This window comes from Streptomyces sp. NPDC096132 (assembly GCF_044763345.1).
In the GTDB taxonomy this organism is placed as follows: domain Bacteria; phylum Actinomycetota; class Actinomycetes; order Streptomycetales; family Streptomycetaceae; genus Streptomyces.
The window spans coordinates 527,261-553,302 of sequence record NZ_JBIWGA010000004.1; the positions used below are offsets into that span (position 1 = coordinate 527,261).

Here is a 26,042-nt window from a genome sequence, read left to right on the forward strand (position 1 = left end):
CATGGACGGCTGGCCCGGCCCCGCGAAGCCAAGGCGTAGACGGCGGCCGGACCCCGCGAAGCCAAGCCATGGACGGCCGGCCCGGCCCCGCGACACCAAGGTGTAGACGGCGGCCGGACCCCGCGACGCCAAGCCACAGACAGCAGCCGGACCCCGCGCCGTCAGGCCGTAGGGCGTGTCCTGGGCACCGACACCGTCACCTTCAGCCCGGTCGGCTCGTGGTGGTCGTACGCCAGTGAGCCGCCGCCCGCTGCGAGCAGGGTCCGGGAGATGGACAGGCCGAGGCCGGAGCCCTTGATGTTCTGATGGCGGCCGCTGCGCCAGAAGCGGTCGCCCACGCGCGCGAGTTCCTCGTCGGTGAGGCCGGGCCCGTGGTCCGTGACGACGACGGTGGAGGTCTCGCCGTCGGCCGCGACCGTCACCTCGACGCTCTCGCCCTCCGGCGTGAACTTCACCGCGTTGTCGATCACCGCGTCCAGGGCGCTGGAGAGCGTGACCGGGTCGGCCCAGGCCGTGGTGGGCGGGCAGTCGCCCACCAGCCGGACACCCTTGGCCTCGGCGGTGGGTGCCCAGGCGGCGACGCGCTCGGCGGTCAGCGCGCCGATGTCGGTGACCCTCAGGTCGGCCTCGGTGTGCTCGGCCAGGGCGAGGTCGAGCAGGTCGTCCAGGACCTGGGCCAGGCGTTTGCCCTCGCTCTGGACGGAGGCGATCTCCTCGTTGCCCTCCGGGAGTTCGTAGGCGAGCAGTTCGATGCGCAGCAGCAGCGCCGCGAGCGGGTTGCGCAACTGGTGCGAGGCGTCGGCGACGAAGGCGCGCTGCTGTTCCAGCACGTCCTCGACGGTGTCCGCCATCTCGTTGAACGACCGGCCCAGACGTCTGAGTTCCGGCGGACCGGTCGCGACCGCGACCCGGGACTTCAACCGGCCGCTCGCGATCGCGTGCGTGGTGACGTCCAGGACGCGTACGGGCTTGAGGACCCACCCGGTCAGCTGCAGCGCGGCACCGATGGCCAGGAGCATCGCGGCGATCTCGCCGGCACCGATGACCAGCCAGCCGTGCAGGATCCGCGACCGCATCGGCCCGGTGGGCGAGTCGGTGACGACGACCGCGACCACGTCGCCGTCCCGGATGACCGGCGACGCCACGACGAGATGACGGCGCTGCCACGGCCACACCTGCTGCGGGTCATGGCTGCGACGGCTGAGCAGTGCCTCGTCGAAGGCGTCCCGCACCTCGCCCGTCTGAGGGAGGTAAAGATCCCTCGGGGCATGAGCCAGAGGGGTGTCGGTGGGGTAGAAGACACCGGCACGAATGCCGTAGACGTCGTAGTAGCTGGCGAGTTCGCGTTTCAGGGTCTCGAGCCGCTCGTCCGTGGACGCGGACGTGGCGTCGTCCGCGCCCGACGCGGCGGTGACGAACTGGGCGAGCGCCGCGAAGCGCGCGGTGTCGTCGATCCGGTCGACGACCACCTTCTGCTGCTGTGCCCCTGCCACGCTGACGGCCAGCGGCACCCCCAGGGCCAGCAGCACGGCCGCCATCAGCACGATGAGCAGCGGCAGAAGACGTGTGCGCAACGGTCCCCGCTACGCGCTCGGCGCGACGAGCCGGTACCCGACGCCTCGCACGGTCTCGATCAGGGCGGGCATGCGCAGCTTGGCGCGCAGTGAGGCGACGTGCACCTCCAGGGTGCGTCCGGTCCCCTCCCAGCTGGTGCGCCACACCTCGCTGATGATCTGCTCCCGCCGGAAGACGACTCCGGGGCGCTGGGCGAGCAGCGCGAGCAGGTCGAACTCCTTGCGGGTCAGCTGGACGACCGAACCGTCGACCGTGACGCGTCGCGTGGGCAGTTCGATCTGCACGGGGCCCAGCCGCAGCGCGTCCTCGCCGCCCGCGGCCGCGTCCTCGTGGACGGTGCGCCGGCTGACGGCGTGGATACGGGCGAGCAGCTCTCCGGTGTCGTACGGCTTCACCACATAATCGTCGGCCCCGAGGTTGAGGCCGTGGATGCGGGAGCGTACGTCGGAGCGGGCCGTCACCATGATCACCGGGGTGGCGGTGCGCTTGCGGATCTTGCCGCACACCTCGTAGCCGTCCTGGTCGGGCAGGCCCAGGTCGAGCAGGACGACCCCGAAGCCGGGGCCTTCGGGCACGAGGGCCTGGAGTGCCTCCTCGCCGTTGCGGGCATGCGTGACGTCGAAACCGTGCCGCTTGAGGACCGCGGACAGCGCGGCAGCGACATGGTTGTCGTCCTCGACGAGGAGCAGTCTCATCCCGGCCCCCTCCGATTCATCGGCCGTTTGGTCTGTTTATGTACACATTCACGGGCACGCGCGCGTGCGCACCATGGCAGTCACGCTGATGGACGAGGACGCAGTCAAGTGGGTTCCGGTTGCGCGCGGCTTCCGTTATCCGCCCGATACGCACGCAGGTCACAAGTGCTACGACACGTGTCCGATTGCTATCGGATCGTGATGCTCAGATTCCCCTCAGATGTAATGACGCTGGTCGCGGCCGCTCACTACTGTCCTCCGAAACCGAGGAGGACGGAGCCAGAGAGCGATGACCGAAGTATCGGTGGCCAAGGAAGACGCGGTCCCGCCCGGCGAACTCGTCGTCCTGAAGAATGTCAACAAGCACTTCGGCGCGTTGCACGTACTCCAGGACATCGATCTGACGATCGCCCGTGGCGAGGTCGTCGTGGTCATCGGGCCCTCCGGGTCCGGGAAGTCGACCCTGTGCCGCACCATCAACCGCTTGGAAACGATCGACGCGGGCACCATCACTATTGACGGGAAGCCGCTGCCCAAGGAGGGCAAGGCGCTGGCCCGGCTGAGGGCCGACGTCGGCATGGTCTTCCAGTCGTTCAACCTGTTCGCGCACAAGACCGTGCTCGAGAACGTGATGCTGGGCCAGCTCAAGGTCCGCAGGACCGACAAGAAGCAGGCCGAGGAGAAGGCCCGCGCCCTCCTCGACCGGGTCGGTGTGGGCACCCAGGCCGACAAGTACCCCGCCCAGCTCTCGGGCGGCCAGCAGCAGCGCGTCGCCATCGCCCGGGCGCTGGCGATGGGCCCGAAGGTCATGCTCTTCGACGAGCCGACGTCGGCTCTCGACCCGGAGATGATCAACGAGGTCCTGGAGGTCATGCAGCAGCTCGCCCGGGACGGCATGACCATGATCGTCGTCACCCATGAGATGGGCTTCGCACGATCGGCTGCAAACCGCGTGGTGTTCATGGCGGACGGTCGCATCGTCGAAGAGGCTGCGCCCGACCAGTTCTTCAGCAATCCGCGCAGCGACCGTGCCAAGGACTTCCTGTCGAAGATCCTGCACCACTGACGCTTCCCCGACGGGAATCCGCACCGCCCTCATTCCTTCATCACTCCTAAGGAAGTCGACATGAAGCTTCGCAAGGTCACCGCCGCCTCGGCCGTCGTTCTCGCTCTCGCACTGTCCGCCACCGCCTGCGGCGGCGACAGCGACGACGAGGGCAGCGGCAGCTCCACCGGTGGCAGCGGCGGCGGCAAGATCAAGATCGGCATCAAGTACGACCAGCCCGGCCTCGGCCTGAAGCAGGCCGACGGATCCTTCGCCGGCTTCGACGTGGACGTGGCCACGTACGTCGCCAAGCAGCTCGGCTACGAGCCGGACCAGATCGAGTTCGTCGAGACCAAGAGCGCCGACCGCGAGAACGCCCTCGCGCGCGGGGACGTCAAGTTCATCGCGGCCACCTACTCGATCAACGACGAGCGCAAGCAGAAGGTGGACTTCGCCGGCCCGTACCTGCTGGCCCACCAGGACCTGCTGGTCAAGGCGGACTCGGACATCACCAAGGGCACCGACCTCAACGGCAAGAACCTGTGTTCCGTGACCGGTTCGACGTCGGCGCAGAACGTCCAGAAGTCCATCGCGCCGAAGGCCAACCTGAAGGAGGTCAGCGGCTACTCCGAGTGCATCTCCGGTCTCCAGAGCGGCGCCGTGGACGCGGTGACCACCGACGACTCGATCCTCGCCGGCTTCGCCTCCCAGGAGCAGTACAAGGGCAAGTTCAAGCTCGCGGGCCTGAAGCTCAGCAACGAGAACTACGGCATCGGCGTCAAGAAGGGCGACACCGCGACCGTCGACAAGATCAACAAGGCGCTGGAGCAGATGGTCAGCGACGGCTCCTGGCAGAAGGCTGTCGACGCCAACCTCGGCCCGGCGGACTACAAGAACGAGCCCGCCCCGAAGATCGGCGTCATCGTCCCGAACGCCTCGTAAGCACAGTCCAGCCCAGCGGGGTTTCCTGCGGTGCGCCGCCGTCCGTCGCGATCACGGCGGCGGCGCGCCCCGCCCTCCACATACGCCACCCACCCGGAAGCGCGGGAGATCGTGTTCGACTTTCTTGAAGGTTACGACGTCCTCGGGGCGTTCTGGATGACGGTGAAACTCACCGCCCTCTCCGCCGTGGGCTCCCTGATCTGGGGCACCCTGTTGGCCGGGATGCGGGTCAGCCCGGTGCCGCTGATGCGTGTGTTCGGCACCGCCTACGTCAACTTCGTCCGGAACATCCCCCTGACCGTCATCATCCTCTTCTGCTCGCTCGGCCTGGCCGACGTCTTCGGTGTCACCATGGGCTCCGCGGACTTCAAGATCCAGGGCTTCCGGCTGGCCGTGCTCGGCCTGGTCGGCTACACCGCGGCCTTCGTGTGCGAGGCGCTGCGCTCCGGCATCAACACGGTGCCGCTCGGGCAGGCCGAGGCGGCCCGGGCCATCGGGCTCGGCTTCGTCCAGACCCTGCGGCTCATCGTCCTGCCGCAGGCCTTCCGCGCGGTCATCGGCCCGCTGGCGAACGTCCTGATCGCCCTGACCAAGAACACCACGGTGGCCGCCGCCATCGGCGTCGCCGAAGCCGCCTACCTGATGAAGACGATGATCGAGAACGAGGCGCAGACACTGCTCATCGGCGCGGTCTTCGCGTTCGGGTTCGTGGTACTGACCCTGCCGACCGGCCTCTTCCTGGGCTGGCTGGGCAAGCGACTGGCGGTGAAGCGATGAGCTCGGTCCTCTACGACACACCCGGCCCCCGCGCCAAGCGGCGCAACCTCCTCCTCTCGGTGGCCTTCTCCGTCCTTCTCGTGCTGCTCCTGTGGTGGGTGTGGCAGAAGATGGAGGCCAAGGACCTCCTGACGTCCGCCCAGTGGAAGCCGTTCACCAAGTCGGAAGCCTGGACGACGTACCTGCTGCCGGGCCTCGCCGACACGCTGAAGGCCGCGTCCCTCTCGATGGTGATCGCCCTTCCGCTGGGTGCGGTCTTCGGCATCGCCCGGCTGTCCGAACACCGGTGGGTGCGGATCGTGTCCGGCACGGTGGTCGAGTTCTTCCGGGCCATCCCGGTGCTGCTGCTGATGCTGTTCGCCAACGAGTTCTACGCCCGCTCCACGGACGTCACCAGCGAGGACCGGCCTCTGTACGCGGTCATCACCGGCCTGGTGCTCTACAACTCGGCCGTCCTCGCCGAGGTCGTCCGGGCCGGCATCCTGGCCCTCCCCAAGGGGCAGACGGAGGCCGCGTACGCCATCGGTCTGCGCAAGGGCCAGACGATGAGCAGCATTCTGCTGCCCCAGGCGGTCACGGCGATGCTTCCGGCGATCGTCAGCCAGCTGGTGGTCATCGTGAAGGACACCGCACTCGGCGGTGTGATGATCGGATTCACCGAGCTCCTCAACTCGCGCGGCACACTCGCGGCGTTCTACGCCAACCCGATCCCCAGCTTCATCGTGGTCGCGGCCATGTTCGTCGTGCTGAACTTCATCCTCACCAGCTTCGCGAGCTGGCTGGAGCGCCGCCTGCGGCGCAGCAAGCGCAGCACGGGCGCGGTCCTCGGTGTCGAGGACGTGGACGAGCTCAACGCGGCCGAGGTCGGTGGCTCCTTCGGCACCGGCGCGGGCGGGGCCAGCATGTGACGCACCCTCAAGCGATATGACGTGTACGAAAGGCAGTGGCGCGCGCCACTGCCTTTCGTCGCTTGACGCAAACAACGACAATGGGTTGCATACGTTCTGTGATCGTGCACCCTGCTCCAACCTGTTGTTCACTCATGTCCCTCGGGGCACCGTCGAAGGCAGGGAGCGCCACGCCGTGGACCCGGTGATCATCGTCGGAGCGGGGCCGGTAGGGCTCACGCTCGCCCTGGCGCTGGCGCGCCAGGAGGTGCCGTCGGTCGTCCTCGACGAGGGGCCGGGCAAGGACGAACCACGGCTCGCGCGCACCGTCGTGCTGCGCGAGGACACCGCCGCCCTCATGGAGCGGCTCACCGGGACGCCCCTGGACGAGGCGGGCGTCCGCTTCGCCGGCTGGCGGGCGATGCGGCGCCGACAGGTGACGGGCGAGATCACGTTCGGCGACGACGAACCCGCCCCCCTCCACATCGCCCAGCACGTGCTGACCGGCGCCCTGCGCACCGCCCTCGCACGCGAGCGGCTGGTGAAGATCGCCGTGAACAGCCGCCTGGACACGATCGAGCAGGAACCTTCCGGTGTCACGGCCCACACCCGCGGCCCCCAGGGCACCTGGTGGCGCGGCAGCCATCTGATCGGCTGCGACGGCCCCCGCTCCACGGTCCGCAAACTCCTCGACATCCGCTTCCCCGGCCGTACGGCGGTGGAACGACACGCCGTGGCGGCGCTGCGCGTGGAACTTCCGTGGGAGGGCGAGGCGTTGCTCCATCGGACACCGCCGTGGCGGATGTCCGGCCCGTCCGCCGGGGAGGTCACCGCCCGCCCCCTGCCGGACGACGTCTGGCGCCTGGACTGGCTGCTCCCGCCCGGCAAGGACCTCGTCACACCCGAGCTGCTGCTGACCCGTGTCCGCGAGACCCTCGCGGGCTGGAGCGACGGCCCGACGCCGGAGTACGAACTGCTCGACACCGGCGTGCACACCGTCCACCACCGGCTGGCCCGCCGCTGGCGCGTGGGCCGGGTCCTCCTCGCCGGGGACGCCGCGCACCTGCTCGGCACGCTCGGCACCCAGGGCGTCGACGAGGGGTTGCGGGACGCCGACAACCTCGCCTGGAAACTGGCCCTGACCTGGCACCACGGGCCGCACGAGACGCTGCTCGACAGCTACCAGACCGAGCGCCGCGCGGTGGTCGCCGCCCGGCTGCGCGCGGCCGACCAGGTACTGCCGCTGCTGCGCGGAGGCGGCGGCATAAGGTCGTACGTCCCCGGCGCCGCCCGTGGCCACGACGTGCTGCTCACCGACGGCCACCTGGGGCGCGGCCAGCTGGGCGCGCCAGGCACGTACGACGGCTCACCGCTCGCGCCCCGGGACCTCGAGGCCGAGGTGCCGGTGGACACGCCCCTGGGCGCGCCGGTGGAGGACGTGCGGGTGACCGCCGAGGACGGCTCCTTCGTACGGCTGCGGGACCGGCTCGGCCGGGGCGCGCTGCTCGTCGTGCTGATCGCGCCGGGCACGGGCGTGTGGGAGCGACGGCACTGGGTGAGCGCCGGGATCATGCCCCGGCTCGCGGCCGCCGTGACGGCCCTGCCCAGCCCGGCCGAACTGCTGGTGGCCGAGAGCTACCCGGGCGCGGCCGCCCACACCGTGCTGCTGGTACGGCCCGACGGGCACCTGGTGACCGCGTTGAACGGGGTGCGCCCGGCCGACCTGTACGCGGCGGCGGAGGCCGCGGTGGGCGGGAAGGCGTCGGAGTCGGAGGAGGCGACGGCCGGTTCGGGGGCGAAGTAGAGCGGCAGTCGGTGGCGCGAAGTGGACCGGCAGCGCGTTGGCACGACAAGCGGATGACCGCACCAGTGTGTCCGTCCGCACGGTGACGTTGAATTGACCGGCCGACACCGGCGTGGTGTACTCCGGATCGTGACCGACACCGATGTGCGCCTGTGGCGGAGGGTCCATATGGACCTCGTCCGCTATGCGGGCTGCGTGTGTCGTCCGTCCTGCTGAACTCGCATCCCCACCTTCCACCGGCCCGCGCCGCCGATGCGCCTGTGCGCTCGTGCGCTGTCGCACGCTCCCGCGAACGTTCTCAGGACGGTACCCGTGTCTGTCTCTCCCTCCGTGTCCGCCGCCGTCGCCGCGCCCACCCAGGCGGACCTCCTCGACTTCGTCCGGCGTACCGCCGCCGACGCCGAGCTGATCGCCTCCCTCCCTCTCGACCCCGAGGGCCGCACCTGGGTGCATCTGGAAGGGCCCGGCGGCAGCGAGGCGTGGCTGATCGGCTGGCCGCCCGGCACGGGCACCGGCTGGCACGACCACGCCGACTCGGTGGGCGCCTTCACCACCGCACGGGGTGAACTCAAGGAGTACTCGCTCGCCGTGCGGTTGCCCACCGACGGCTGGAAGACACTGGAGCTGACCGAGGGCGTGGACCGGGAGCGCACCCTGCCGGCCGGCAAGGGCCGCGCCTTCGGCCGCCACCACGTCCACGAGGTCCTCAACGAGTCCACCGAAGAGCACGCCATCTCCGTCCACGCCTACTACCCGCCGCTGCCGCGCATCCGCCGCTTCAGCCGCACCGGACAGGTGCTCCGCCTGGAGCAGGTCGAGCGTCCCGAGGACTGGCAGTGAGCGACGACAGGGCTGTGGGCGATCAGCCCGTCGGCATAGAGGAGTTGCTCGACCGGGTGCGTGCGGGGTACGCGCGCGTGGAGGCACGCGAGGCGTACGAGGCCGCCCGCGCGGGCGAGGCGCTGCTCGTCGACATCCGGTACGCGGCCCTGCGCGAGCGGGACGGTCTGATCCCCGGCGCCCTGGTCGTGGAGCGCAACGAGTTGGAGTGGCGGCTCGACCCCCAGGGCAGCCATCGCGTCGCCGAGGCCACGAGCCACGGCCTCCGGGCCGTCGTGATCTGCAACGAGGGCTATGCGTCGAGCCTGGCGGCCGCCTCCCTGCACCGGCTGGGGCTGCACCGGGCCACCGACCTGGTCGGCGGGTTCCAGGCCTGGAAGGCGGCAGGACTGCCGGTGACGTCGTAGCGCGTACGGAGGTCGGCCGTCCCGCCGGCGGCTGAGCGGGACGGCCGATCGTGTCGTGCCGGTCATTCCTTGGCCGTGGCCACCGTCACCGCGGGGACCCGCAGGGCGACCCGGCCGGGAACGGAGGTGGCGACGAGCGCGAGGAGTCCGGCTCCCGCGACCACGACGGCGTACACCAGCGGGGTGACCGCCGGTGCCGCGCGACCGGTCATGCCCACGCTGAACGCGGTGAGGACCGCCAGCGCGATGCCGCTGCCGAGGGCGGTGGCCAGAAGCAGCACCGACAGGGCCTCGGTGCGCAGCATGCGCAGCACCTGGCGGCGGGTCGCCCCCGCGAGCCGCAGCAGCGCGAACTCCCGGACGCGTTCGGAGACCGACATCGCCAGCGTGTTCACCACGGCGATCGCCGTGAAGGCCAGGACGAGTCCCATCGCGAGGAGGTTGACCTCGGCGTTCGCCTGCTGCCGCTCGGCCTGGAGCGAGTCGGCGGCGGCCGGGGAGATCACCGCGAGTCCCGGGAACTCACGGAGCGTAGTCGCGAGTTGTGTCTGTGTACGGTCCGTGCTGACGAGGAGGGAGGAGGAGAGCGGGTTGTCGACGTGGCGGGCGAGGAGGTCGTGCGCGAAGGTGAGGTCTCCGAAGCCGAGGCCCCTGGCGTAGACGGCGGCGACGGTGAGGGTGGCGGGCGTGCCGTCGCCGAGCGTGAGCCTCAGGGTGCTGCCGGGCTTCAGGTGGAGCTGGTCCGCGGCCAGTTCGCTGAGGGCGACGGTGTCCTCGGTGAGCCCGGCGAGGGTGCCGGCGGTGACGTCCGGGTCCCAGGTGCGGGCGAGTCCGGCCGGGGTGACGCCCTGCGCCGCGTACTTGTCGAGGCCCACCCGGACGGTGCTACGGACGACTTCGGTGACGACGTCCGGTCCGGTACGGAGCCGGCGCGCCGCCTCGGCCGGGACGCCGGGCCCCTGGGAGGCGACGACCCAGTCGGCGCGGACGCCCTCGCGGGCCTGGGCGCGGGCCGAGTCGCCAAGGGTGGGCTGCACGAACAGCACCGTGCAGGTCATGCCGACGAGCAGGGTGAGCGGGGTGACGACGGAGGCCATGCGAGCGGCGTTGCCGCGGAGGTTGGCGGTGGCGAGCCTGCCACTGTGGCCGGTCAGCCGCAGCGGGCCCGCGAGGAACAGCGCGGCCGCCTTGACCAGGAGCGGCCCGAGCAGGGCGACGGAGGTGGACAGCACGACGACGGCGAGGAAGGTGACGGGCGTCGACGCGGGCTCGGTCCGCAGGACGCTGAGCACGGCGACGAGGACGGCCCCGCCGGCGAGCAGCAGCAGACCGGCGAGGAGGCGGCCCCAGGCGGGTCGGGTGCGTTCGGTCCGGGCCTCGGCGAGTGCCTCGGCGGGGCGGATCCGGGCGACCCGGCGGGAGGCGATCCGCGCGGCGGCCCAGGCGCCGAACAGGGTCGCGGCGAGGGCGGCGAACGGCGGGAAGACACTGACGGTGTGCTGGAGCGTGGCGGGCACCGCGCCCAGGGCGACGAACCTGCCGTGCAGCCAGTCGCCCAGGGGAAGACCCAGGCAGGCCCCGGCCGTACCGGCGATCGCTCCGACGATCAGGGCCTCCCGCCCGAGGAGCCTGCGGATCTGCCCGGAGGTGGCGGCGACGGCACGCAGGAGGGCGAGTTCACGGTGGCGCTGCTGGCCGGAGAGCGCGAAGGTCCCGACGACCACGAGGACCGCCACCAGCAGCGAGGTCCCGCCCATCGCGCCGCCCATGCTGACGAGCTTGGTGCGCGCCGCGGCGGCGTCCAGGAACTCGACCGGGCCGCGGGCGTCACCGGTGCTGACCTGCGCACCGGTGCCGTGCAGGGCCTCGGCCACGGTCTGCCGCAGCCGCTCCGGGTCGGTGCCCGTCTTCGGCAGCACCCCGAAGGCGGTGACCTTGCCGGGGTGCGCGGCGAGGCGTCGGGCCTCCTCGGCGGAGAAGAAGAGGGCGGTCTGGTGGCGTACGTCCGTGGCGGGAGCGGCGACGCCGGAGACCCGGTAGGTGCGCGGGGCCTGCGTCGACTGGACGGTGAGCCGGTCGCCGGGGGCGAGGTGGGCGCGCTCGGCGAGGTCGCGGTCGACGACGACGTCGGTCGCCTTCTCGGGGGCGGTGCCGGCCGTGAGCCGGTACGGCGTCAGCGCGGCGGAGTCCCAGGCGTGCCCGTAGGCGGGCCTGCCGTCTCCGGCCGCCGCGCGGTCGGGGGTCGACAACGGCTCGGCGAGGAAGGTGAGTTCGGGGAGGACGCGGGCGGTGCCCGGTAGGTCGGCGAGGGACTCCCCGAGGCCGGCCGGGAGCCAGGCCCGCTCGGCGATGGGCTTGGCCTTGTGCTTGACCTTGGTCTTGCCCTTCTTGTGCTTGATGGTCGTCCGGTGGACGTTCTGGTCGGCGGAGACCACGACCGGGGCGGCCGCATAACGTTCGGTGCGGATGGTGCCGCGCAGCCCCGTCTCGAGCAGGGTGCCGCACGCGGTGATCAGGGCGGCCGCGCACATGAGGGCGAGGAAGGCGCCGAGGAAGCCCGCCTTGCGGGCGCGGACGGTCTTCAGGGCGTAGCGCAGCATCATGACGGACCGGTCTCTCTTCTGTTGTGTGCGCGGTTGTGGTGGTCGGGCGCGGGGTGGGCGAGGAAGCGGGTGAGGACGGTGCGTGCGCCGGGCGGGGTCTCGGCCTCGGGGCGCTTGTAGCGGTTGAGGAGCGCGATGTACTCCTCGAAGAGCTCCCGGAGTTCGGGCAGCGTGAGCCGGATCGTGCCGCGCGAGTGGGGGAAGGCGTCGGCCCAGGGGTCGCCGTCGGCCGCGTCCCGCTGGAGCCGCTCGAAGAGGTCCAGGTCGGCGGCGTAGGCATGATGGTTCAGCTCGTCCATGACGTGCCGCATCTCGGGGCTCTGCCGGCTGCGCGGTGGGAAGCGCCGGTCACCGGGGACGGCTCGCCACCAGCGCTCCCGATGAGCGGACGGTTCCGCGCTCCGGTCCCCTCGCGGCGGCCCGTCCAGCTCCTCGACGAAGCCGTACCTGGCCAGTTCGCGCAGGTGGTAGCTGGTGGAGCCGGTGTTCAGGCCGAGGGCACGGGCGAGTGTCGCCGAGGTGGCGGGCCCGTAGAGGGTGAGGTGCTCCAGCATGCGCTGACGCCGCGGCTGGGCGAGCGCCTTGAACGCGGCGAGATCGCCGAGTTCGACGGGCACCGCCGCCGCGTGGCCCGCCTGCGGGGGCTCACCGCCACCGGCTTCCTGGGGTGTTCGGGGCATGCGTACACAGTCGTCTGTGCACAGGCCCCTGTGCACTGAGGCGGCCCGGCGTCCTCAACGGGGGGTTGTCCCCACCCCTGGGACGACCGGCGCTCTCCGCGTCCACGGAGGAGTCAGCCCCCGTCCTCCGTGAGGAACTCCGTGTCCTCGCCCTCCTCCTCCAGCGCTTGCCGGACCACCCGCAGGGCCATGCCCTCGGAGTAGCCCTTGCGGGCGAGCATGCCCGCGAGTCGGCGGAGGCGTTTGTCGCGGTCGAGACCGCGGGTCGAGCGCAGTTTGCGGGCGACGAGATCGCGCGCGGTCTCCTCCTCCCGCTCGGAGTCGAGCTGGGCGACGGCCTCGTCGATCAGCGCCGAGTCGACCCCCTTGGTCCGCAGCTCCTGTGCGAGTGCGCGCCGGGCCAGTCCGCGCCCGTGGTGGCGGGACTCCACCCAGGCGTCCGCGAAGGCGCTGTCGTTGATCAGCCCGACCTCCTCGAACCGCGAGAGCACCTCCTCGGCCACGTCGTCCGGGATCTCGCGCTTGCGCAGGGCGTCGGCGAGCTGTTTTCGCGTGCGCGGGGTCCCGGTGAGCAGGCGCAGACAGATCGCCCGCGCCCGCTCAGCCGGGTCCCCTGAAGGCTCCCCCTTCTCGGCCCTCGACGAGGAGGAAGTGCCTCCGTCCTCGGCGGACGGTTCTCCGAAGCCACGGCGGCGGCGCCCCCGCCCGCCACGCGGGCCGCCGCCCCCGCCGCGTCCGGTCGCCCGGCCGTCACGGTACGGACCGTCACCGCCCGCGCCGTCACCGCCGTACGGGCCACCGTCCGCGCCGTACCGGCCGTCGGCCTCGCCGTAGGCATCGACGCCACGGCCGTACGGGGCGTCGGCCCCTCGGTGGCGTCCGCCGTCCGGCCGGTCGCCGCCTCGGGCGGGGCCGTCATGGTCCCCGCCCCCCGGCTCCCGGAGGGCGCCGGGGTGGGCGTCGTACTCGGCCCAGTCCGTTCGTCGTGTCACGGATCAGCTCTTGGCGGTCGCGGCCTTGGTCTTGGCGGTCTTGGCGGCGGGGGCCGGAACCGTCTTGGCGTCGTCCGCCGGCGTGCCCGGGGCGGCCGCGGCGTCCGCGCCCGGCTCGGCGGCGGGCTCCTCCGGGCGCACGCCCACGCCCAGCTTCTCCTTGATCTTCTTCTCGATCTCGTTGGCGAGATCGGGGTTGTCCTTCAGGAAGTTACGGGCGTTCTCCTTGCCCTGGCCGAGCTGGTCGCCCTCGTACGTGTACCAGGCGCCGGCCTTGCGGACGAAGCCGTGCTCCACGCCCATGTCGATCAGACCGCCCTCGCGGCTGATGCCCTGGCCGTAGAGGATGTCGAACTCGGCCTGCTTGAACGGCGGCGCGACCTTGTTCTTGACGACCTTGCAGCGGGTGCGGTTGCCGACCGCCTCGGTGCCGTCCTTCAGGGTCTCGATGCGGCGGATGTCGATACGCACCGAGGCGTAGAACTTCAGCGCGCGGCCACCGGTCGTGGTCTCCGGGGAGCCGAACATCACGCCGATCTTCTCGCGGAGCTGGTTGATGAAGATCGCGGTGGTCTTGGACTGGTTGAGCGCGCTGGTGATCTTCCGCAGCGCCTGGCTCATCAGACGGGCCTGCAGACCGACGTGGCTGTCGCCCATCTCGCCCTCGATCTCCGCGCGCGGGACGAGCGCGGCGACGGAGTCGATGACGATCAGGTCGAGGGCACCGGAGCGGACCAGCATGTCCACGATCTCCAGGGCCTGCTCGCCGTTGTCGGGCTGGGAGAGGATCAGGTTGTCGATGTCGACGCCGAGCTTGCGCGCGTACTCGGGGTCGAGGGCGTGCTCCGCGTCCACGAAGGCGACCTGACCGCCGGCCTTCTGGGCGTTGGCCACGGCGTGCAGGGTCAGCGTGGTCTTACCGGAGGATTCCGGTCCGTAGATCTCCACGACACGGCCGCGCGGCAGTCCGCCGACGCCGAGGGCCACGTCGAGCGCGGTCGACCCGGTCGGGATGACCTCGATGGGCTCCCTCGACCGCTCGCCCATGCGCATGACCGCGCCCTTGCCGAATTGTCGTTCAATCTGTGCGAGTGCGGCATCAAGGGCCTTCTCGCGGTCGGTTCCTGCCATGGGTTCCACCCGGTTTGCTTGAGTCGATCGCTTCACGTCAAAGACGCTAACGCCTGCCACTGACAATGCGCCCCGACGCCGGTCCAGCCTGTGGATAACTCGGGTACTTCCCTGCCTAAACCGGGACGTAACCCCCGTCGCGAGCCTCGCCGGAGCCTCCATAAGAATGGATGTTCGATTTTCGTGTCAAGCGCACCACGCGGCACCCGACAGGCACCACGCGGCACGCACGTGCCGGCACCCAGCGCCCGGCAGGCCCCCGTCCCGCTACTTCCCCTGACGTACGACGGGTGTCTTCGGCCGGACGACGACGGCGTCCGGCGCGGCCGCGAGGCTCGGTGCATGGCCGACGAGAAGAAGACCGCCGCCACCACCGGCTCTGCGCGCCCGCCCCTGCGGCACCGCCTCTACGAGGCGACCGCTCTGCTGCTGATCCTCTCCGGCCTCGTCCACCTGGGGGTGTTCGCCGTCGACGGCGGTCCGTGGAACGGGCCCGTCTCCTGGCGCAAGCCGGTGACCTTCGGACTCTCCTTCGGCGTGACGCTCCTCGCCGTCGTCCGGGTCACGTCGTACCTGCGCGTCGGACCACGGCTGCGCACCGCGCTCCTGGGGGTGTTCACCGCCGACTGTGTCGTGGAGGTCGGGGGCATCACCCTCCAGGCGTGGCGGGGAGTGCCCTTGCACCTGGACATGGAGACGCCCTTCGACACGGCGGTGTCCATGACGCTCGCGGTCGGCGGCGGTGTCCTGGTGGTGCTGCTTACCGTGTTCGCCGTGCTGTCCTTCCGGTACCGGCCGGCGGGTCCGGCCGGTATGGCGCTCGCCGTCCGCTCCGGTTTCGCGATCCTCCTGGTCGCGCTCGCCTCGAGTGCGGCGATGATCGCGCGCGGCGTGGTGCTCACCCGGACCGGCCACCAGGAGGCGGCGTACCACTCGACGGCCTCCCTCAAGCCCCTGCACGGGATCAGCCTGCACGCCGTCCTGGTCCTGCCCGCGCTGGCCTGGCTGCTGTCCCGCACGCCCTGGAGCGCGACGGTGCGCCGGTGGATCGTGGCCGCGGCCGTGGGCTGCTACGCGGCGGCGGTCGCCGCGGCCGGGGTGTGGGCGATCGTCACGTACTGAGGCGCGCTCCCGGAGGACGAGCGCAAGGCGGGGCGCCGGCCCTCAGTCCGACTCGTTGCCCGGCCGGTCCTCCGCCCCGCTCCCCGACCGGCTCCCCCGCTGCTGTTGCGCCCTCGCCCAGAGGCCTCGCGCGCGCGTGAGCAGACGCGAGCCCCCACCACGGCGGCGGTGGCCGTGGACGCGGGGGTCGTCGGTGACGTCGTAGCGCTTCACGTACGCGCCCAGGAACGCCTGGAGGGTGGCGACGGCCGGGATGGAGATCAGGGCTCCGACGGCGCCGAGGAGGGCGGTGCCGGCGATGACCGAACCGAAGGCGACCGCGGGGTGGATGTCGACGGTCTTCGAGGTCAGCTTGGGCTGGAGCATGTAGTTCTCGAACTGCTGGTAGACCACGACGAAGACCAGCACCCACACCGCGTACAACGGGGAGACCGTGAAGGCGATCAGCATGGGCAGGGCACCCGCGAGATAGGTGCCGATGGTGGGGATGAACTGCGAGACCACGCCCACCCACACGGCGAGCACGGGCGCGTACGGGATGCCGAGCGCTTGCAGGAGCACGTAGTGCGCGGCTCCCGAGATCAGTGCCATCAGCCCGCGTGAGTACAGGTACCCGCCGGTCTTGTCGACGGCGATCTCCCACGCGCGCAGCACCTCGGTCTGCTTGGCGGGCGGCAGCACGGAGCACAGGGCGCGGCGCAGACGCGGTCCGTCGGCGGCGAAGTAGAACGAGAACAGGGCGATCGTCAGCAGCTGGAAGAGGCCGCCCAGGACCTGGGTGGAGACGTCCAGGACACCGGCGGCGCTGTTCTGCGCGTACTTCTTCAGCCAGTCCGAGTGGAGCAGGCCCTCCTGGATGTCCACACGGCGGAGATCGGTGTGGAACGTCGTGTTGACCCAGTTGATCACGGAGTCGAGGTACTCCGGGAAGCCCTCGATCATCTTGATGATCTGCCCCGCGAGCATCGAGCCGAGCAGCGTGAAGAAACCGGCGACCACGATCAGCAGGCCGAAGAAGACCAGGAAGGTCGCGAACCCCCTGCGTATCCCGCGGGCGGCCATCCGGCTCACCGCGGGTTCCACGGCGAGGGCCAGGAAGAACGCGATGAGGATGTTGACCAGCAGGCCGAGGAGCTGGTGAAAGGCCCAGGTGCCCAGTTGGAACGCACCGACGAGGGCGAGCGCGAGCACCATCGCGCGCGGGAGCCAGCGCGGCATGCGCTCGCCCGCGGCCACGGCGCCGTCGGCCGGCGGCCGGTTCGGCGGCGTCGTGCCGGACGGTGATGCGTGCCGGGCTGCCTGCCCGGTCTCGTCAGTGGATGTCACGGCTCAAGTCTCGCCTACGCCACCGACAATCCGGGAGCCCCGGGTGATCTTCCCTGTGGATCAGCGCATCTCCTGCGGAACGTTCATCACCGCGCACACCACGCGCCACACGTCCTTGGCCTCCCAGCCGTCCGCCAGCGCCTCGTGCACGGTGCGCCCGCCGAGTTCCGTCATCACGTGATCACGCGCGAAGGTGTCGGCGTAGCCCGCGCCGAAGTGCTCGTCCATCCGCTGCCAGAAGACCGTCAACCGCATGACTCCAGTATCCCGCCCCCGGGGGTGGCCCCCGCCGTGACCGCCTGCCGAGAACGCTTTCCGTCCTACGGTCTGAGACATGGCCGAAACCGGAGCATCCCCACTCCCCCCGACGCCCTCGTCGCGCTCACCGCTCTTCCGCGCCGAGCACTTCGTCTGGCTCACCGCGCGCGTGCTGGAGCAGCGCCTCTTCGCGTACGACTTCCTGCACGGCGGCGCCGATCCCGTCGAGGCGGCGCTCGACGCCTACCGCAATGAGGACGGCGGGTACGGCCATGCGCTGGAACCCGACCTGCGGGGGCCCGTGAGCCAGCCGCTGCACACCGCCCGCGCCCTGCGCGTACTGGACTCCGTCGGCCGGCTCGGCGGTCAGCGCGTGGAGCGGGTGTGCCGCTACCTCACCTCCGTCTCCACCGCCGACGGCGCACTCCCGGCGATCGATCCCGGCCAGCGCGGATACCCCGCCGCTCCCTTCGTGCCGATCGTGGACGACCCTCCCAGCGATCTGCTGGCCACGGCCCCGGTGGTGGGCCTGCTGCACCGCAACGACGTGTGGCACGCCTGGCTCTTCCGGGCCACGGACTTCTGCTGGCAGGCGATCGACTCCCTGGAGCGGTCCCATCCGTACGAGATCGAGGCCGCCGTCGCCTTCCTGGACGCCGCCCCCGACCGCCCGCGCGCGGAGGCGGCCGCCGACCGTCTGGGCCGCCTGGTGCGCGCCCACCACCTCGCCGCGCTGGACCCGGACCACCTGGACGCGTACCCGGTCGCGCCCGGCTACGCCCCGGGCGAGCACCACTTCCCGCACGACTACGCGCGCACTCCGCATTCCCTCGCGCGCGCGTGGTTCACGGACGACGAGATGGCACGCTCCCTGGACTTCCTCGCGGGCGAGCAGGAGGAGGACGGCGGCTGGCCGATCCGTTGGCGCCAGTGGGCACCGGCTCCCGTCCTGGAGGCACGCCCCTTGGTGACGATCGAGGCCCTGCGCACTCTGCGGGCCCACGGCCGGACGATCGGGTGAGCTGAGGAGCCACCGTGCGAGGGCCCGTCACCCTCCGAGGGCCCGCACCCCCGCCGTGACCACCACGGCCGCCGCCACGACGAGCAGGAAGGGCGCCCGGAGCACCAGCGCGACGGCGGCCGCGGCAAGCCCCGCGGCCCGTGCGTCGAGGACGAGCGCGTGCCCGTCGGCGAAGGTCTGCTGGGCCGTGAGAGCGGCCAGCAGGGCCACGGGAAGCAGGGCCGCGAGCCGGCGGACGAGGGGCCGCTCCAAGGCCCCCGCGGGCACGAGCAGGCCGGCGAGCTTGACGAGGTAGCACCCGACAGCGGTGGCGCCGATGGCGATCCAGACACCCATCACGCACGCTCCTTCCGCCGGCGCCCCTCGGCGTACAGCACGACGGGCGCGGCCAGCGCGCCCACCAGCACGGGCACTCCGGCCGGCAGCACCGGCAGCATGCCGAGCCCCAGCAGGACGGCGAGCCCGGCGACGGCCCGCTCGGTGCCGGTCCTCACCATGGGCGCGAGCAGCGCCAGGAAGACCGCCGGGCCCGCCGCGTCGAGCCCCCACGCGTCCGTGTCCCCGATGGCCTCGGCCCCCAGGGCCCCCAGCAGGGTGGTGAGATTCCACAGCACGTACAGGCTCACCCCGGTGACGGCGAAGCCGATCCGCGCCCCGCGCCGCCCGCTCTGCGCCAGCGAGACGGCCGCCGTCTCGTCGATCACCCATTGCGCCGCGAACGGGCGCACCGCGCGCGGGAGGGCCAGCACCTGGGACAGCCGCAGACCGTAGAACGCGTTGCGCACCCCCAGGAAGAAGGCGCCGGCGGCCGCCGTGAGCGGGTTGCCGCCCGCCGCCAGGGCCCCGACCAGGGCGAACTGGGACGCGCCGGTGAACACCAGCAGACTGAGCGCGCATGTCTGCCACACCGTGAGCCCACTGCCCGCCGAGGTCACGCCGAAGGCGAACCCGGACAGTCCTACGGCGACCCCGACTCCGAGGGCGTCCCGGACGACGGCGGAGTCCGGCCTTCCGGCGCGGATGTCTGAGAGAGCGATACGTTCCTGCACGCCTCGGACGGTAGGAGGGAGGGCACGCGCGCGTCTTGTACGTTCTTGCGCTCGCGCTGGTAGGCACCGGGCGGGACGCCCACGATCCGGGCGAAGTGCCGGTTGAGGTGGGGCTGGTCGGTGAACCCCACCGCGACGGCCGCCTCGGCGGGCGCCGTCCCCGCGTCCAGGAGCCGTCGCGCCCGCCGCACGCGCGCGTCGGTCAGCCAGGTGTGAGGCGGCATTCCGTACGCCCCACGGAATGCCCTCAGCAGCGCGAACGGGCTGGTCCCCAGGTCCCCGGCGAGCCGCTCCAGCGTCGGCGGATCGGCCATCCGCCCCTCCAGCACCTCACGCGCGCGTGCCGCCATCCGCGCCCCGGCGGTGCGCACCTCCCGCTGCGGCAGCGAGCCGCCGTTCAGCCGGAGCAGCCGCGTGACCGCCACCCGCAGCAGTGTGTCGGCGGCCAGCGCGTTGCCCTCGTCGGCGGCCCGCAGCACCTGGTGCACCAGCCCCACGGTGTACGGGTCGTCGAGCACGGGCCTGACGAATCCCGGAGTGCCGCGCAGCTCCGTCGTCTCGGCGGCGATCGCGGCCACGACCTCCGGCGAGGGATACACCGCCCCGTACCGCCACCCCTCGGGCACCCCGGCCCGCCCGGTGTGCGGGGTGTCCGGATTGACCAGGGCCAGCGCCCCGGCCCCCGCGTACTGGTCGCCGCTTCCGTGGTGGAAGACCTCCACGCCCTCGGCGATGGCGGCGATCACGAAGTGCTCATGGGTGTGCCGCACGAACGTCTTCCGCACGTACCGCGCCCGCAGCAGATCCACGCCCGGCAACTCGGCGTACTGCCAGTGCCGTGCCAGCTCACCGGAACGAGAACCCGCCACACCCCCATTGTCCGTGACGGGGCCGACGGCTCCCCGACACCCCGTGTCTCCGTGCACACCCCCCGGCCCCGAGCTGCCGAAACAGCGGGCGCCGGAGCCGTCACCGCAGCTCAGAGCCGATTGTCAGTGGCGGGGTGCACGATGGACGCATGGCGAGCTCCACGCATCGAGCCCTGGACGGCTTCTCCCCCGCGACCCGCGGCTGGTTCACGGGGGCGTTCTCCGCGCCCACCGCGGCCCAGGCAGGCGCGTGGCAGGCCATCGCCGCGGGCTCGGACGTGCTCGTCGTGGCCCCCACCGGCTCCGGCAAGACCCTCGCCGCGTTCCTCGCCGCCCTGGACCAGCTCACCTCCACTCCCCCGCCCGCCGACCCCAAGAAGCGCTGCCGCGTCCTCTACGTCTCCCCGCTCAAGGCCCTGGCCGTCGACGTGGAGCGCAACCTCCGCAGCCCCCTCACCGGCATCCGCCAGGAGTCCGTCCGCCTGGGCCTGCCGGAGCCCGAGGTCAAGGTGGGCATCCGCTCCGGCGACACCCCGCCCGCCGAGCGCCGCGCGCTCTCCACCCGCCCGCCGGACATCCTGATCACCACCCCCGAGTCCCTGTTCCTGATGCTGACGTCGGCCACCCGCGACGCGCTGACGGGCATCGAGACGGTCATCCTGGACGAGGTCCATGCCGTAGCCGGCACCAAGCGCGGCGCCCACCTGGCCCTCACCCTGGAGCGGCTCGACGAGCTCCTCCCCAAGCCGGCCCGCCGCATCGGTCTCTCCGCGACCGTCCGGCCGGTCGACGAGGTCGCCCGCTATCTCTCCCCCCACCGCAAGGTGGAGATCGTCCAGCCGAAGTCGGGCAAGGAATTCGACCTGTCGGTCGTCGTCCCCGTGGAGGACCTGGCCGAGCTGGGCGCCTCCCCGGTGGCCGACGGCTCCGAAGGAGCGGAACGCCCGTCGATCTGGCCCCACGTCGAGGAACGCATCGCGGACCTGATCCAGGCCCACCACTCCACGATCGTCTTCGCGAACTCCCGCCGCCTGGCCGAGCGCCTGTGCAACCGCCTGAACGAGATCGCCTACGAACGCGCCACCGGCCTGCCCCTCGACGAGCACCACGCCCCGGCCGAACTCATGGGCGGTTCAGGAGCGGCCCAGGGCGCCCCGCCCGTCATCGCGCGCGCCCACCACGGCTCGGTCTCCAAGGAGCAGCGCGCCCTGGTCGAGGAGGACCTCAAGGCGGGCCGCCTGCCCGCGGTGGTCGCCACCTCCAGCCTGGAACTGGGCATCGACATGGGCGCGGTGGACCTGGTGGTCCAGGTCGAGTCCCCGCCCTCCGTGGCCTCCGGCCTCCAGCGCGTCGGCCGCGCCGGCCACCAGGTGGGGGCGGTCTCCACAGGCGTGGTCTTCCCCAAGTACCGCGGCGACCTGGTCCAGGCGGCCGTGGTCACCGAGCGCATGCGCACGGGCTCCATCGAGTCCCTGAAGATCCCCGCCAACCCCCTGGACGTGCTGGCGCAGCAGCTCGTGGCCATGACCGCCCTGGACACCTGGCAGGTGGACGACCTCCTCGCCACGGTCCGCCGGGCCGCCCCGTTCGCGTCCCTGCCCGAGTCCGCCTTCATGGCCACCCTGGACATGCTCGCGGGCCGCTATCCCTCCGACGCGTTCGCCGAGCTGCGCCCGCGCGTGGTGTGGGACCGCGTCGCCGGCACGGTCACGGGCCGCCCCGGCGCCCAGCGCCTCGCGGTCACCTCCGGCGGCACGATCCCCGACCGCGGCCTGTTCGGCGTCTTCCTCGCCGGCTCCGACCCCAAGAAGGGCGGAGGCCGGGTCGGCGAACTCGACGAGGAGATGGTCTACGAGTCGCGCGTGGGCGATGTCTTCACGCTCGGCACCAGCTCCTGGCGCATCGAGGACATCACCCGCGACCGCGTCCTGGTCTCGCCCGCCCCCGGCGTCCCGGGCCGTCTCCCGTTCTGGAAGGGCGACCAGCTGGGCCGTCCACTGGAGCTGGGCCGCGCGGTGGGCGCCTTCCTGCGCGAGGTCGGCTCCCTGCCCAAGGACGACGCCCGGCTCCGCCTGCTCACCGCGGGCCTGGACGCCTGGGCGGCCGACAACGTGCTCTCCTACCTGGACGAACAACGCCAGGCCTGCGGTCACGTCCCCGACGACCGCACGATCGTCGTGGAGCGCTTCCGCGACGAACTCGGCGACTGGCGGGTCGTCGTCCACTCCCCCTTCGGCGCCCAGGTCCACGCCCCGTGGGCGCTCGCGCTCGGCGCGAAGCTCTCCGAGCGGTACGGCATGGACGCCCAGGTCATGCACGCCGACGACGGCATCGTCCTGCGCCTGCCGGACGCCGATCTGATGAGCCTGGACCTCCTCGACCGGGATCCGGTGAAGACGGGCACGGAGTACGACGCCGAGCAAGCTCCTGTGGGCGCGGCGGACGTCGTCTTCGACAAGGGCGAGGTCGACCAGATCGTCACCGACCAGGTCGGCGGCTCCGCCCTGTTCGCGTCCCGCTTCCGCGAGTGCGCCGCCCGCGCGCTGCTGCTGCCGCGCCGCAACCCCGGCAAGCGCACCCCGCTGTGGCAGCAGCGTCAGCGGGCCGCGCAGCTGCTCCAGGTGGCGAGCGAGTTCGGCTCGTTCCCGATCGTCCTGGAGGCGGTCCGCGAGTGCCTCCAGGACGTCTTCGACGTCCCCGGCCTCACCGAGCTGATGGGCGACCTGGAGTCCCGCAAGGTCCGCCTGGTCGAGGTCACCACGCCCGAACCGTCGCCCTTCGCCCGGTCGCTCCTCTTCGGGTACGTCGCCCAGTTCCTGTACGAGGGTGACTCACCGCTCGCCGAGCGCCGCGCCGCCGCCCTCTCGCTGGACTCGCGGCTGCTGGCCGAGCTGCTCGGCCAGGCGGAGCTGCGCGAACTGCTCGACGCCGAGGTCCTCACCGAGCTCGAACAGGAACTGCAATGGCTCACCGAGGACCGCCGCGCGAAAGACACCGAAAGCGTCGCCGACCTCCTCCGACTCCTCGGCCCGCTCACCGACGCCGAACTGGCGGAGCGGGGCTCCGAACCACACTGGGCGCGGGAACTGGCCTCGGCTCGCCGCGCCATCCGCGTCCGCATCGCCGGCGCCGACCACTGGGCGGCCGTCGAGGACGCGGGCCGTCTGCGCGACGCGCTCGGCACAGCGCTCCCGGTCGGCGTCCCGGAGGCCTTCACCGAGCCGGTGAAGGACCCCCTCGGCGACCTCCTCGCCCGGTTCGCCCGCACCCACGGCCCGTTCACCTCGGCCGCCGCGGCCGCCCGTTTCGGCCTGGGCGTGGCGGTCACCGAGGGCGCCCTGCAGCGGCTCGCGGCGAGCGGACGCGTCGTCCAGGGCGAGTTCCACCCGGCCGGCATCGGCCAGGAGTGGTGTGACGCCACGGTCCTGCGCAGGCTGCGCCGCCGCTCCCTGGCCGCCCTGCGGCACGAGCTCGAACCGGTGCCGCCGCCCGCCCTCGCCCAGTTCCTGCCCCAGTGGCAGCACATCGGCAAGGGCCACTCCCTGCGCGGGGTCGACGGCCTGGTGCGCGCCGTCGAGCAGCTCCAGGGCTCCTCCGTCCCCGCCTCGGCCCTGGAGAAGCTCGTCCTGCCCTCCCGTGTCACGGACTACAACCCGGCCATGCTCGACGAGCTCACGGCCGCCGGAGAGATCGTCTGGGCGGGCGCGGGCGCGCTCCCCGGCAAGGACGGCTGGGTCTCCCTGTACCTGGCGGACGCGGCTCCGCTGCTCCTGCCCCCTCCCCACCCCCTGGAGCCGACGGCACTGCACCAGTCCGTCCTGGACGCCCTGTCCGGGGGCTACGGTCTGTTCTTCCGCCAGATCGCCGACCAGGTCCGCGCCACCACCCATCCCGACGCCACGGATCCGCAACTCGCCGACATCGTCTGGGACCTGGCCTGGTCCGGCCTCCTGACCAACGACACCCTCGCCCCGATGCGCTCCCTGCTGGGCTCGGGCCGCACAGCCGGCTCCACCGCCCATCGCGCCAAACGCACGATCCCCCGGGGCCGCTACGGCTCCCTGACGGCCGCCGCCCGCCCCGCCTCCCGCAGCGGCCCCCCGACCGTCGCCGGCCGCTGGTCCCTCCTCCCGGCCCACGAGCCCGACCCCACCGTCCGGGCCCACGCGCTCGCCCGCACACTGCTCGACCGGCACGGCGTGGTGACCCGGGGCGCGGTCGCGGCCGAGGGCGTCGAGGGCGGCTTCTCGGCGACGTACCGCATCCTGTCCGTCTTCGAGGAGAGCGGCCAGGCCCGGCGCGGCTACGTCGTCGAGGGCCTCGGCGCCGCGCAGTTCGCGATGGACGGTGCCGTGGACCGCCTGCGCGCGGTGGCCAACGCCCGCGACCGCGGCCAGCCCCTGCCCGGCCCGGCCGGCACGCAGAACGGCGTACAGAGCGCCGCTCCGGACGCCTTCACCGACGCGTTCACCGACGGCTTCCCGGCTCCGGACGCGCAGTGGGACACCCCGTTCCCCGACGACCCGTTCGCGGCGCCGGGCGAGTACACATCCCCGCACGACTTCTCCTCCCCGGGCGCGGGCGGCCCCCGCGGCGGCGGCGACGGCTTCCCCCACAGCAGCCACAACACGGCCTCCTCGTACGGTCCGGCCACCCCCAACCGCCGCCGCGCCCCTTCCCCCGCCTCCCGCGCGGTCGTCCTCGCGGCCGCCGACCCGGCGAACGCGTACGGCGCCGCCCTGGCCTGGCCCGAGCCGCCGACGGGCGCCGGGCACAAGCCGGGCCGCAAGGCGGGCTCCCTGGTGGTGCTCGTCGACGGCGAGCTGACGCTCTACATGGAGCGCGGCGGCAAGACACTGCTGGCCTGGCCCTCCACCCCGGACGCGGAGAGCACCCCCACCGACGATCCCCGTCTGCGGGACGCGGCGGAGGCCCTCGCCCTGGCCGCCCGCGCAGGCTCCCTCGGCACGGTCACGGTGGAGCGGATCAACGGCGCCTCGGCACTGACGTCCCCCATAGGCGTCCTCCTGGAAGGAGCAGGCTTCATCGCGACCCCACGGGGCCTGCGGCTGCGCGCATGACAAGCAGACGAACGCCGGAAGCAACCCCCACGCCACCCGCCCTCATGCCACGCACCCCCGTGCCACCCTTGACCCATGCCCGAAGGTGACACGGTCTGGCAGGCCGCGAAACGGCTGCACGGCGCGCTCGCGGGTCAGGTGCTGACACGCAGCGACTTCCGGGTGCCCAAGTACGCCACCGTGGACCTCACCGGGCGGCACGTCCTGAACACGATCCCGCGCGGCAAGCACCTGCTGACCCGCGTCGAGGGCGGCCTGACCCTGCACACGCATCTGCGCATGGAAGGCACGTGGAAGGTCTTCGGCCACGGCGAGCGCTGGACCGGGGGCCCGGCGCACCAGATCCGGGTGGTTCTGGGCACGGACGACCGCTCGGCGGTCGGCTACCGACTCCCCGTCATCCACCTGCTGCGCACCAAGGACGAGGAGAGTGTCGTCGGCCATCTCGGCCCCGATCTCCTCGGCCCGGACTGGGACGCCGACCTCGCCCTGGCGAACCTCCTCGCCGACCCCGCGCGCCCCCTGGGTGAGGCGCTCCTCGACCAGCGCAACCTCGCCGGCATCGGCAATGTCTACAAGAGCGAGCTCTGCTTCCTGCTCGGCGTCACCCCATGGCTCCCCGTCGGCGCGCTCCCCGACGACCGCGCCGCGAAGCTGCCCGGCCTCGCCCGGCGACTGCTGGAAGTGAACCGCGACCGCGTCGTCCGCCAGACCACGGGCCTGCGCAACCAGGACCTGTTCGTCTACGGCCGCGCTCCCCGCCCCTGCCTGCGCTGCCACACACAGATCCGGGTGGCCGACCAGGGCGACGGATCGCAGGAGCGCCCCACGTACTGGTGCCCCACCTGCCAGTCGGGGCCCGCCCCGGCGCCGGGTTCTCCGCAGCGCTGGCGTGAGCGTTACCGCCGTACGACCAGTTGACGAGCGCCGTACGACCA

The 26,042-nt window shown here is 72.2% G+C and carries 23 protein-coding genes; 12 read left to right on the plus strand and 11 right to left on the minus strand.

Annotated elements, in window-relative coordinates:
• Positions 1 to 161: 161 nt before the first annotated feature.
• On the minus strand, positions 162 to 1,574 hold the full coding sequence (locus tag ACIRF9_RS12930) for an ATP-binding protein (RefSeq protein ID WP_403819811.1): 1,413 nt from the start codon (positions 1,572 to 1,574) through the stop codon (positions 162 to 164).
• Between the two features lie 9 nt (positions 1,575 to 1,583).
• The gene (locus ACIRF9_RS12935) at positions 1,584 to 2,270 is read right to left on the minus strand and encodes a response regulator transcription factor (protein ID WP_403819813.1); all 687 of its coding nucleotides are present in this window, start codon (positions 2,268 to 2,270) and stop codon (positions 1,584 to 1,586) included.
• A gap of 289 nt (positions 2,271 to 2,559) precedes the next feature.
• Here ACIRF9_RS12935 and ACIRF9_RS12940 point away from each other — a divergent pair, with 289 nt between their 5' ends.
• The 8 genes from ACIRF9_RS12940 to ACIRF9_RS12975 all read left to right on the plus strand — a co-directional run bounded on the left by ACIRF9_RS12940 (position 2,560) and on the right by ACIRF9_RS12975 (position 8,972).
• Positions 2,560 to 3,336, plus strand: a complete 777-nt coding sequence (locus ACIRF9_RS12940; protein WP_403819816.1) for an amino acid ABC transporter ATP-binding protein — start codon at positions 2,560 to 2,562, stop codon at positions 3,334 to 3,336.
• A gap of 60 nt (positions 3,337 to 3,396) precedes the next feature.
• Entirely contained in the window at positions 3,397 to 4,257 is an 861-nt protein-coding gene (locus ACIRF9_RS12945) for a glutamate ABC transporter substrate-binding protein (RefSeq protein ID WP_403819819.1), read from the plus strand.
• 111 nt (positions 4,258 to 4,368) lie between these two features.
• Positions 4,369 to 5,034 carry an amino acid ABC transporter permease gene (locus tag ACIRF9_RS12950; RefSeq protein WP_403819821.1) on the plus strand — a complete coding sequence of 222 codons (666 nt, stop codon included), beginning with the start codon at positions 4,369 to 4,371 and terminating at the stop codon, positions 5,032 to 5,034.
• Complete coding sequence (locus tag ACIRF9_RS12955) at positions 5,031 to 5,942, plus strand: amino acid ABC transporter permease (protein ID WP_403819824.1); 912 nt, start codon at positions 5,031 to 5,033, stop codon at positions 5,940 to 5,942. The genes ACIRF9_RS12950 and ACIRF9_RS12955 overlap by 4 nt, the downstream gene beginning before the upstream one ends.
• Before the next feature lie 175 nt (positions 5,943 to 6,117).
• A complete protein-coding gene (locus ACIRF9_RS12960) occupies positions 6,118 to 7,725 on the plus strand; it encodes an FAD-dependent monooxygenase (protein ID WP_403819827.1) in 1,608 nt (535 codons plus the stop codon).
• Between the two features lie 144 nt (positions 7,726 to 7,869).
• Positions 7,870 to 7,941, plus strand: coding sequence for a putative leader peptide (locus ACIRF9_RS12965; RefSeq protein WP_309544753.1), 72 nt, complete (start codon positions 7,870 to 7,872; stop codon positions 7,939 to 7,941).
• 36 nt (positions 7,942 to 7,977) lie between these two features.
• Positions 7,978 to 8,565: a cysteine dioxygenase gene (locus ACIRF9_RS12970; RefSeq protein WP_403819830.1), complete on the plus strand. Its 588-nt coding sequence runs from the start codon at positions 7,978 to 7,980 to the stop codon at positions 8,563 to 8,565.
• Complete coding sequence (locus ACIRF9_RS12975; protein WP_403819937.1) at positions 8,556 to 8,972, plus strand: rhodanese-like domain-containing protein; 417 nt, start codon at positions 8,556 to 8,558, stop codon at positions 8,970 to 8,972. The genes ACIRF9_RS12970 and ACIRF9_RS12975 overlap by 10 nt, the downstream gene beginning before the upstream one ends.
• A 62-nt stretch (positions 8,973 to 9,034) precedes the next feature.
• Here the strand turns inward: ACIRF9_RS12975 and ACIRF9_RS12980 are convergent, their stop codons facing one another.
• From ACIRF9_RS12980 to recA, 4 genes are all read right to left on the minus strand, one after another.
• The gene (locus tag ACIRF9_RS12980; RefSeq protein WP_403819833.1) at positions 9,035 to 11,575 is read right to left on the minus strand and encodes an FtsX-like permease family protein; all 2,541 of its coding nucleotides are present in this window, start codon (positions 11,573 to 11,575) and stop codon (positions 9,035 to 9,037) included.
• On the minus strand, positions 11,572 to 12,255 hold the full coding sequence (locus ACIRF9_RS12985; RefSeq protein WP_403819836.1) for an ArsR/SmtB family transcription factor: 684 nt from the start codon (positions 12,253 to 12,255) through the stop codon (positions 11,572 to 11,574). The genes ACIRF9_RS12980 and ACIRF9_RS12985 overlap by 4 nt, the downstream gene beginning before the upstream one ends.
• Positions 12,256 to 12,368: 113 nt before the next feature.
• The gene (gene recX, locus ACIRF9_RS12990; RefSeq protein ID WP_403819839.1) at positions 12,369 to 13,247 is read right to left on the minus strand and encodes a recombination regulator RecX; all 879 of its coding nucleotides are present in this window, start codon (positions 13,245 to 13,247) and stop codon (positions 12,369 to 12,371) included.
• A gap of 3 nt (positions 13,248 to 13,250) precedes the next feature.
• Positions 13,251 to 14,378 (minus strand): recombinase RecA, encoded by a 1,128-nt coding sequence (gene recA, locus ACIRF9_RS12995; protein ID WP_403819842.1) that lies wholly within the window; start codon positions 14,376 to 14,378, stop codon positions 13,251 to 13,253.
• 342 nt (positions 14,379 to 14,720) lie between these two features.
• On the opposite strand from recA, the gene ACIRF9_RS13000 reads away from it, so the two are divergent.
• On the plus strand, positions 14,721 to 15,500 hold the full coding sequence (locus ACIRF9_RS13000) for a hypothetical protein (RefSeq protein WP_403819844.1): 780 nt from the start codon (positions 14,721 to 14,723) through the stop codon (positions 15,498 to 15,500).
• Between the two features lie 42 nt (positions 15,501 to 15,542).
• Here the strand turns inward: ACIRF9_RS13000 and ACIRF9_RS13005 are convergent, their stop codons facing one another.
• Together ACIRF9_RS13005 and ACIRF9_RS13010 are read right to left on the minus strand one after the other, a co-directional pair.
• Positions 15,543 to 16,826 carry an AI-2E family transporter gene (locus ACIRF9_RS13005; protein ID WP_403819847.1) on the minus strand — a complete coding sequence of 428 codons (1,284 nt, stop codon included), beginning with the start codon at positions 16,824 to 16,826 and terminating at the stop codon, positions 15,543 to 15,545.
• A gap of 60 nt (positions 16,827 to 16,886) precedes the next feature.
• On the minus strand, positions 16,887 to 17,081 hold the full coding sequence (locus ACIRF9_RS13010) for a DUF3046 domain-containing protein (protein WP_403819850.1): 195 nt from the start codon (positions 17,079 to 17,081) through the stop codon (positions 16,887 to 16,889).
• Positions 17,082 to 17,160: 79 nt separating this feature from the next.
• On the opposite strand from ACIRF9_RS13010, the gene ACIRF9_RS13015 reads away from it, so the two are divergent.
• Positions 17,161 to 18,105 (plus strand): hypothetical protein, encoded by a 945-nt coding sequence (locus ACIRF9_RS13015; protein ID WP_403819853.1) that lies wholly within the window; start codon positions 17,161 to 17,163, stop codon positions 18,103 to 18,105.
• 27 nt (positions 18,106 to 18,132) lie between these two features.
• On the opposite strand, the gene ACIRF9_RS13020 is transcribed toward ACIRF9_RS13015, so the two are convergent.
• Genes ACIRF9_RS13020 through ACIRF9_RS13030 form a run of 3 tightly spaced genes read right to left on the minus strand, consistent with a single transcriptional unit; the run spans position 18,133 to position 20,023 of the window.
• Positions 18,133 to 18,441: an AzlD domain-containing protein gene (locus ACIRF9_RS13020; protein ID WP_403819856.1), complete on the minus strand. Its 309-nt coding sequence runs from the start codon at positions 18,439 to 18,441 to the stop codon at positions 18,133 to 18,135.
• A complete protein-coding gene (locus tag ACIRF9_RS13025; RefSeq protein ID WP_403819859.1) occupies positions 18,441 to 19,154 on the minus strand; it encodes an AzlC family ABC transporter permease in 714 nt (237 codons plus the stop codon). Before ACIRF9_RS13025 ends, ACIRF9_RS13020 begins: the two co-directional genes overlap by 1 nt.
• Entirely contained in the window at positions 19,064 to 20,023 is a 960-nt protein-coding gene (locus ACIRF9_RS13030; protein WP_403819862.1) for an AraC family transcriptional regulator, read from the minus strand. Before ACIRF9_RS13030 ends, ACIRF9_RS13025 begins: the two co-directional genes overlap by 91 nt.
• A gap of 149 nt (positions 20,024 to 20,172) precedes the next feature.
• Here ACIRF9_RS13030 and ACIRF9_RS13035 point away from each other — a divergent pair, with 149 nt between their 5' ends.
• Complete coding sequence (locus tag ACIRF9_RS13035) at positions 20,173 to 25,104, plus strand: ATP-dependent helicase (protein ID WP_403819865.1); 4,932 nt, start codon at positions 20,173 to 20,175, stop codon at positions 25,102 to 25,104.
• 75 nt (positions 25,105 to 25,179) lie between these two features.
• Positions 25,180 to 26,025: a DNA-formamidopyrimidine glycosylase family protein gene (locus ACIRF9_RS13040; protein WP_403819868.1), complete on the plus strand. Its 846-nt coding sequence runs from the start codon at positions 25,180 to 25,182 to the stop codon at positions 26,023 to 26,025.
• Positions 26,026 to 26,042 lie beyond the last annotated feature (17 nt).

Coding starts and splice junctions, on each gene's coding strand:
- ACIRF9_RS12935 (WP_403819813.1), bottom strand. CDS start 2,270: ATGAGACTGCTCCTCGTCGAGGACGACAACCATGTCGCTGCCGCGCTG.
- ACIRF9_RS12940 (WP_403819816.1), top strand. CDS start 2,560: ATGACCGAAGTATCGGTGGCCAAGGAAGACGCGGTCCCGCCCGGCGAA.
- ACIRF9_RS12945 (WP_403819819.1), top strand. CDS start 3,397: ATGAAGCTTCGCAAGGTCACCGCCGCCTCGGCCGTCGTTCTCGCTCTC.
- ACIRF9_RS12955 (WP_403819824.1), top strand. CDS start 5,031: ATGAGCTCGGTCCTCTACGACACACCCGGCCCCCGCGCCAAGCGGCGC.
- ACIRF9_RS12970 (WP_403819830.1), top strand. CDS start 7,978: ATGCGCCTGTGCGCTCGTGCGCTGTCGCACGCTCCCGCGAACGTTCTC.
- ACIRF9_RS12980 (WP_403819833.1), bottom strand. CDS start 11,575: ATGATGCTGCGCTACGCCCTGAAGACCGTCCGCGCCCGCAAGGCGGGC.
- ACIRF9_RS12985 (WP_403819836.1), bottom strand. CDS start 12,255: ATGCCCCGAACACCCCAGGAAGCCGGTGGCGGTGAGCCCCCGCAGGCG.
- recA (WP_403819842.1), bottom strand. CDS start 14,378: ATGGCAGGAACCGACCGCGAGAAGGCCCTTGATGCCGCACTCGCACAG.
- ACIRF9_RS13000 (WP_403819844.1), top strand. CDS start 14,721: ATGGCCGACGAGAAGAAGACCGCCGCCACCACCGGCTCTGCGCGCCCG.
- ACIRF9_RS13010 (WP_403819850.1), bottom strand. CDS start 17,081: ATGCGGTTGACGGTCTTCTGGCAGCGGATGGACGAGCACTTCGGCGCG.
- ACIRF9_RS13015 (WP_403819853.1), top strand. CDS start 17,161: ATGGCCGAAACCGGAGCATCCCCACTCCCCCCGACGCCCTCGTCGCGC.
- ACIRF9_RS13020 (WP_403819856.1), bottom strand. CDS start 18,441: ATGGGTGTCTGGATCGCCATCGGCGCCACCGCTGTCGGGTGCTACCTC.
- ACIRF9_RS13035 (WP_403819865.1), top strand. CDS start 20,173: ATGGCGAGCTCCACGCATCGAGCCCTGGACGGCTTCTCCCCCGCGACC.
- ACIRF9_RS13040 (WP_403819868.1), top strand. CDS start 25,180: ATGCCCGAAGGTGACACGGTCTGGCAGGCCGCGAAACGGCTGCACGGC.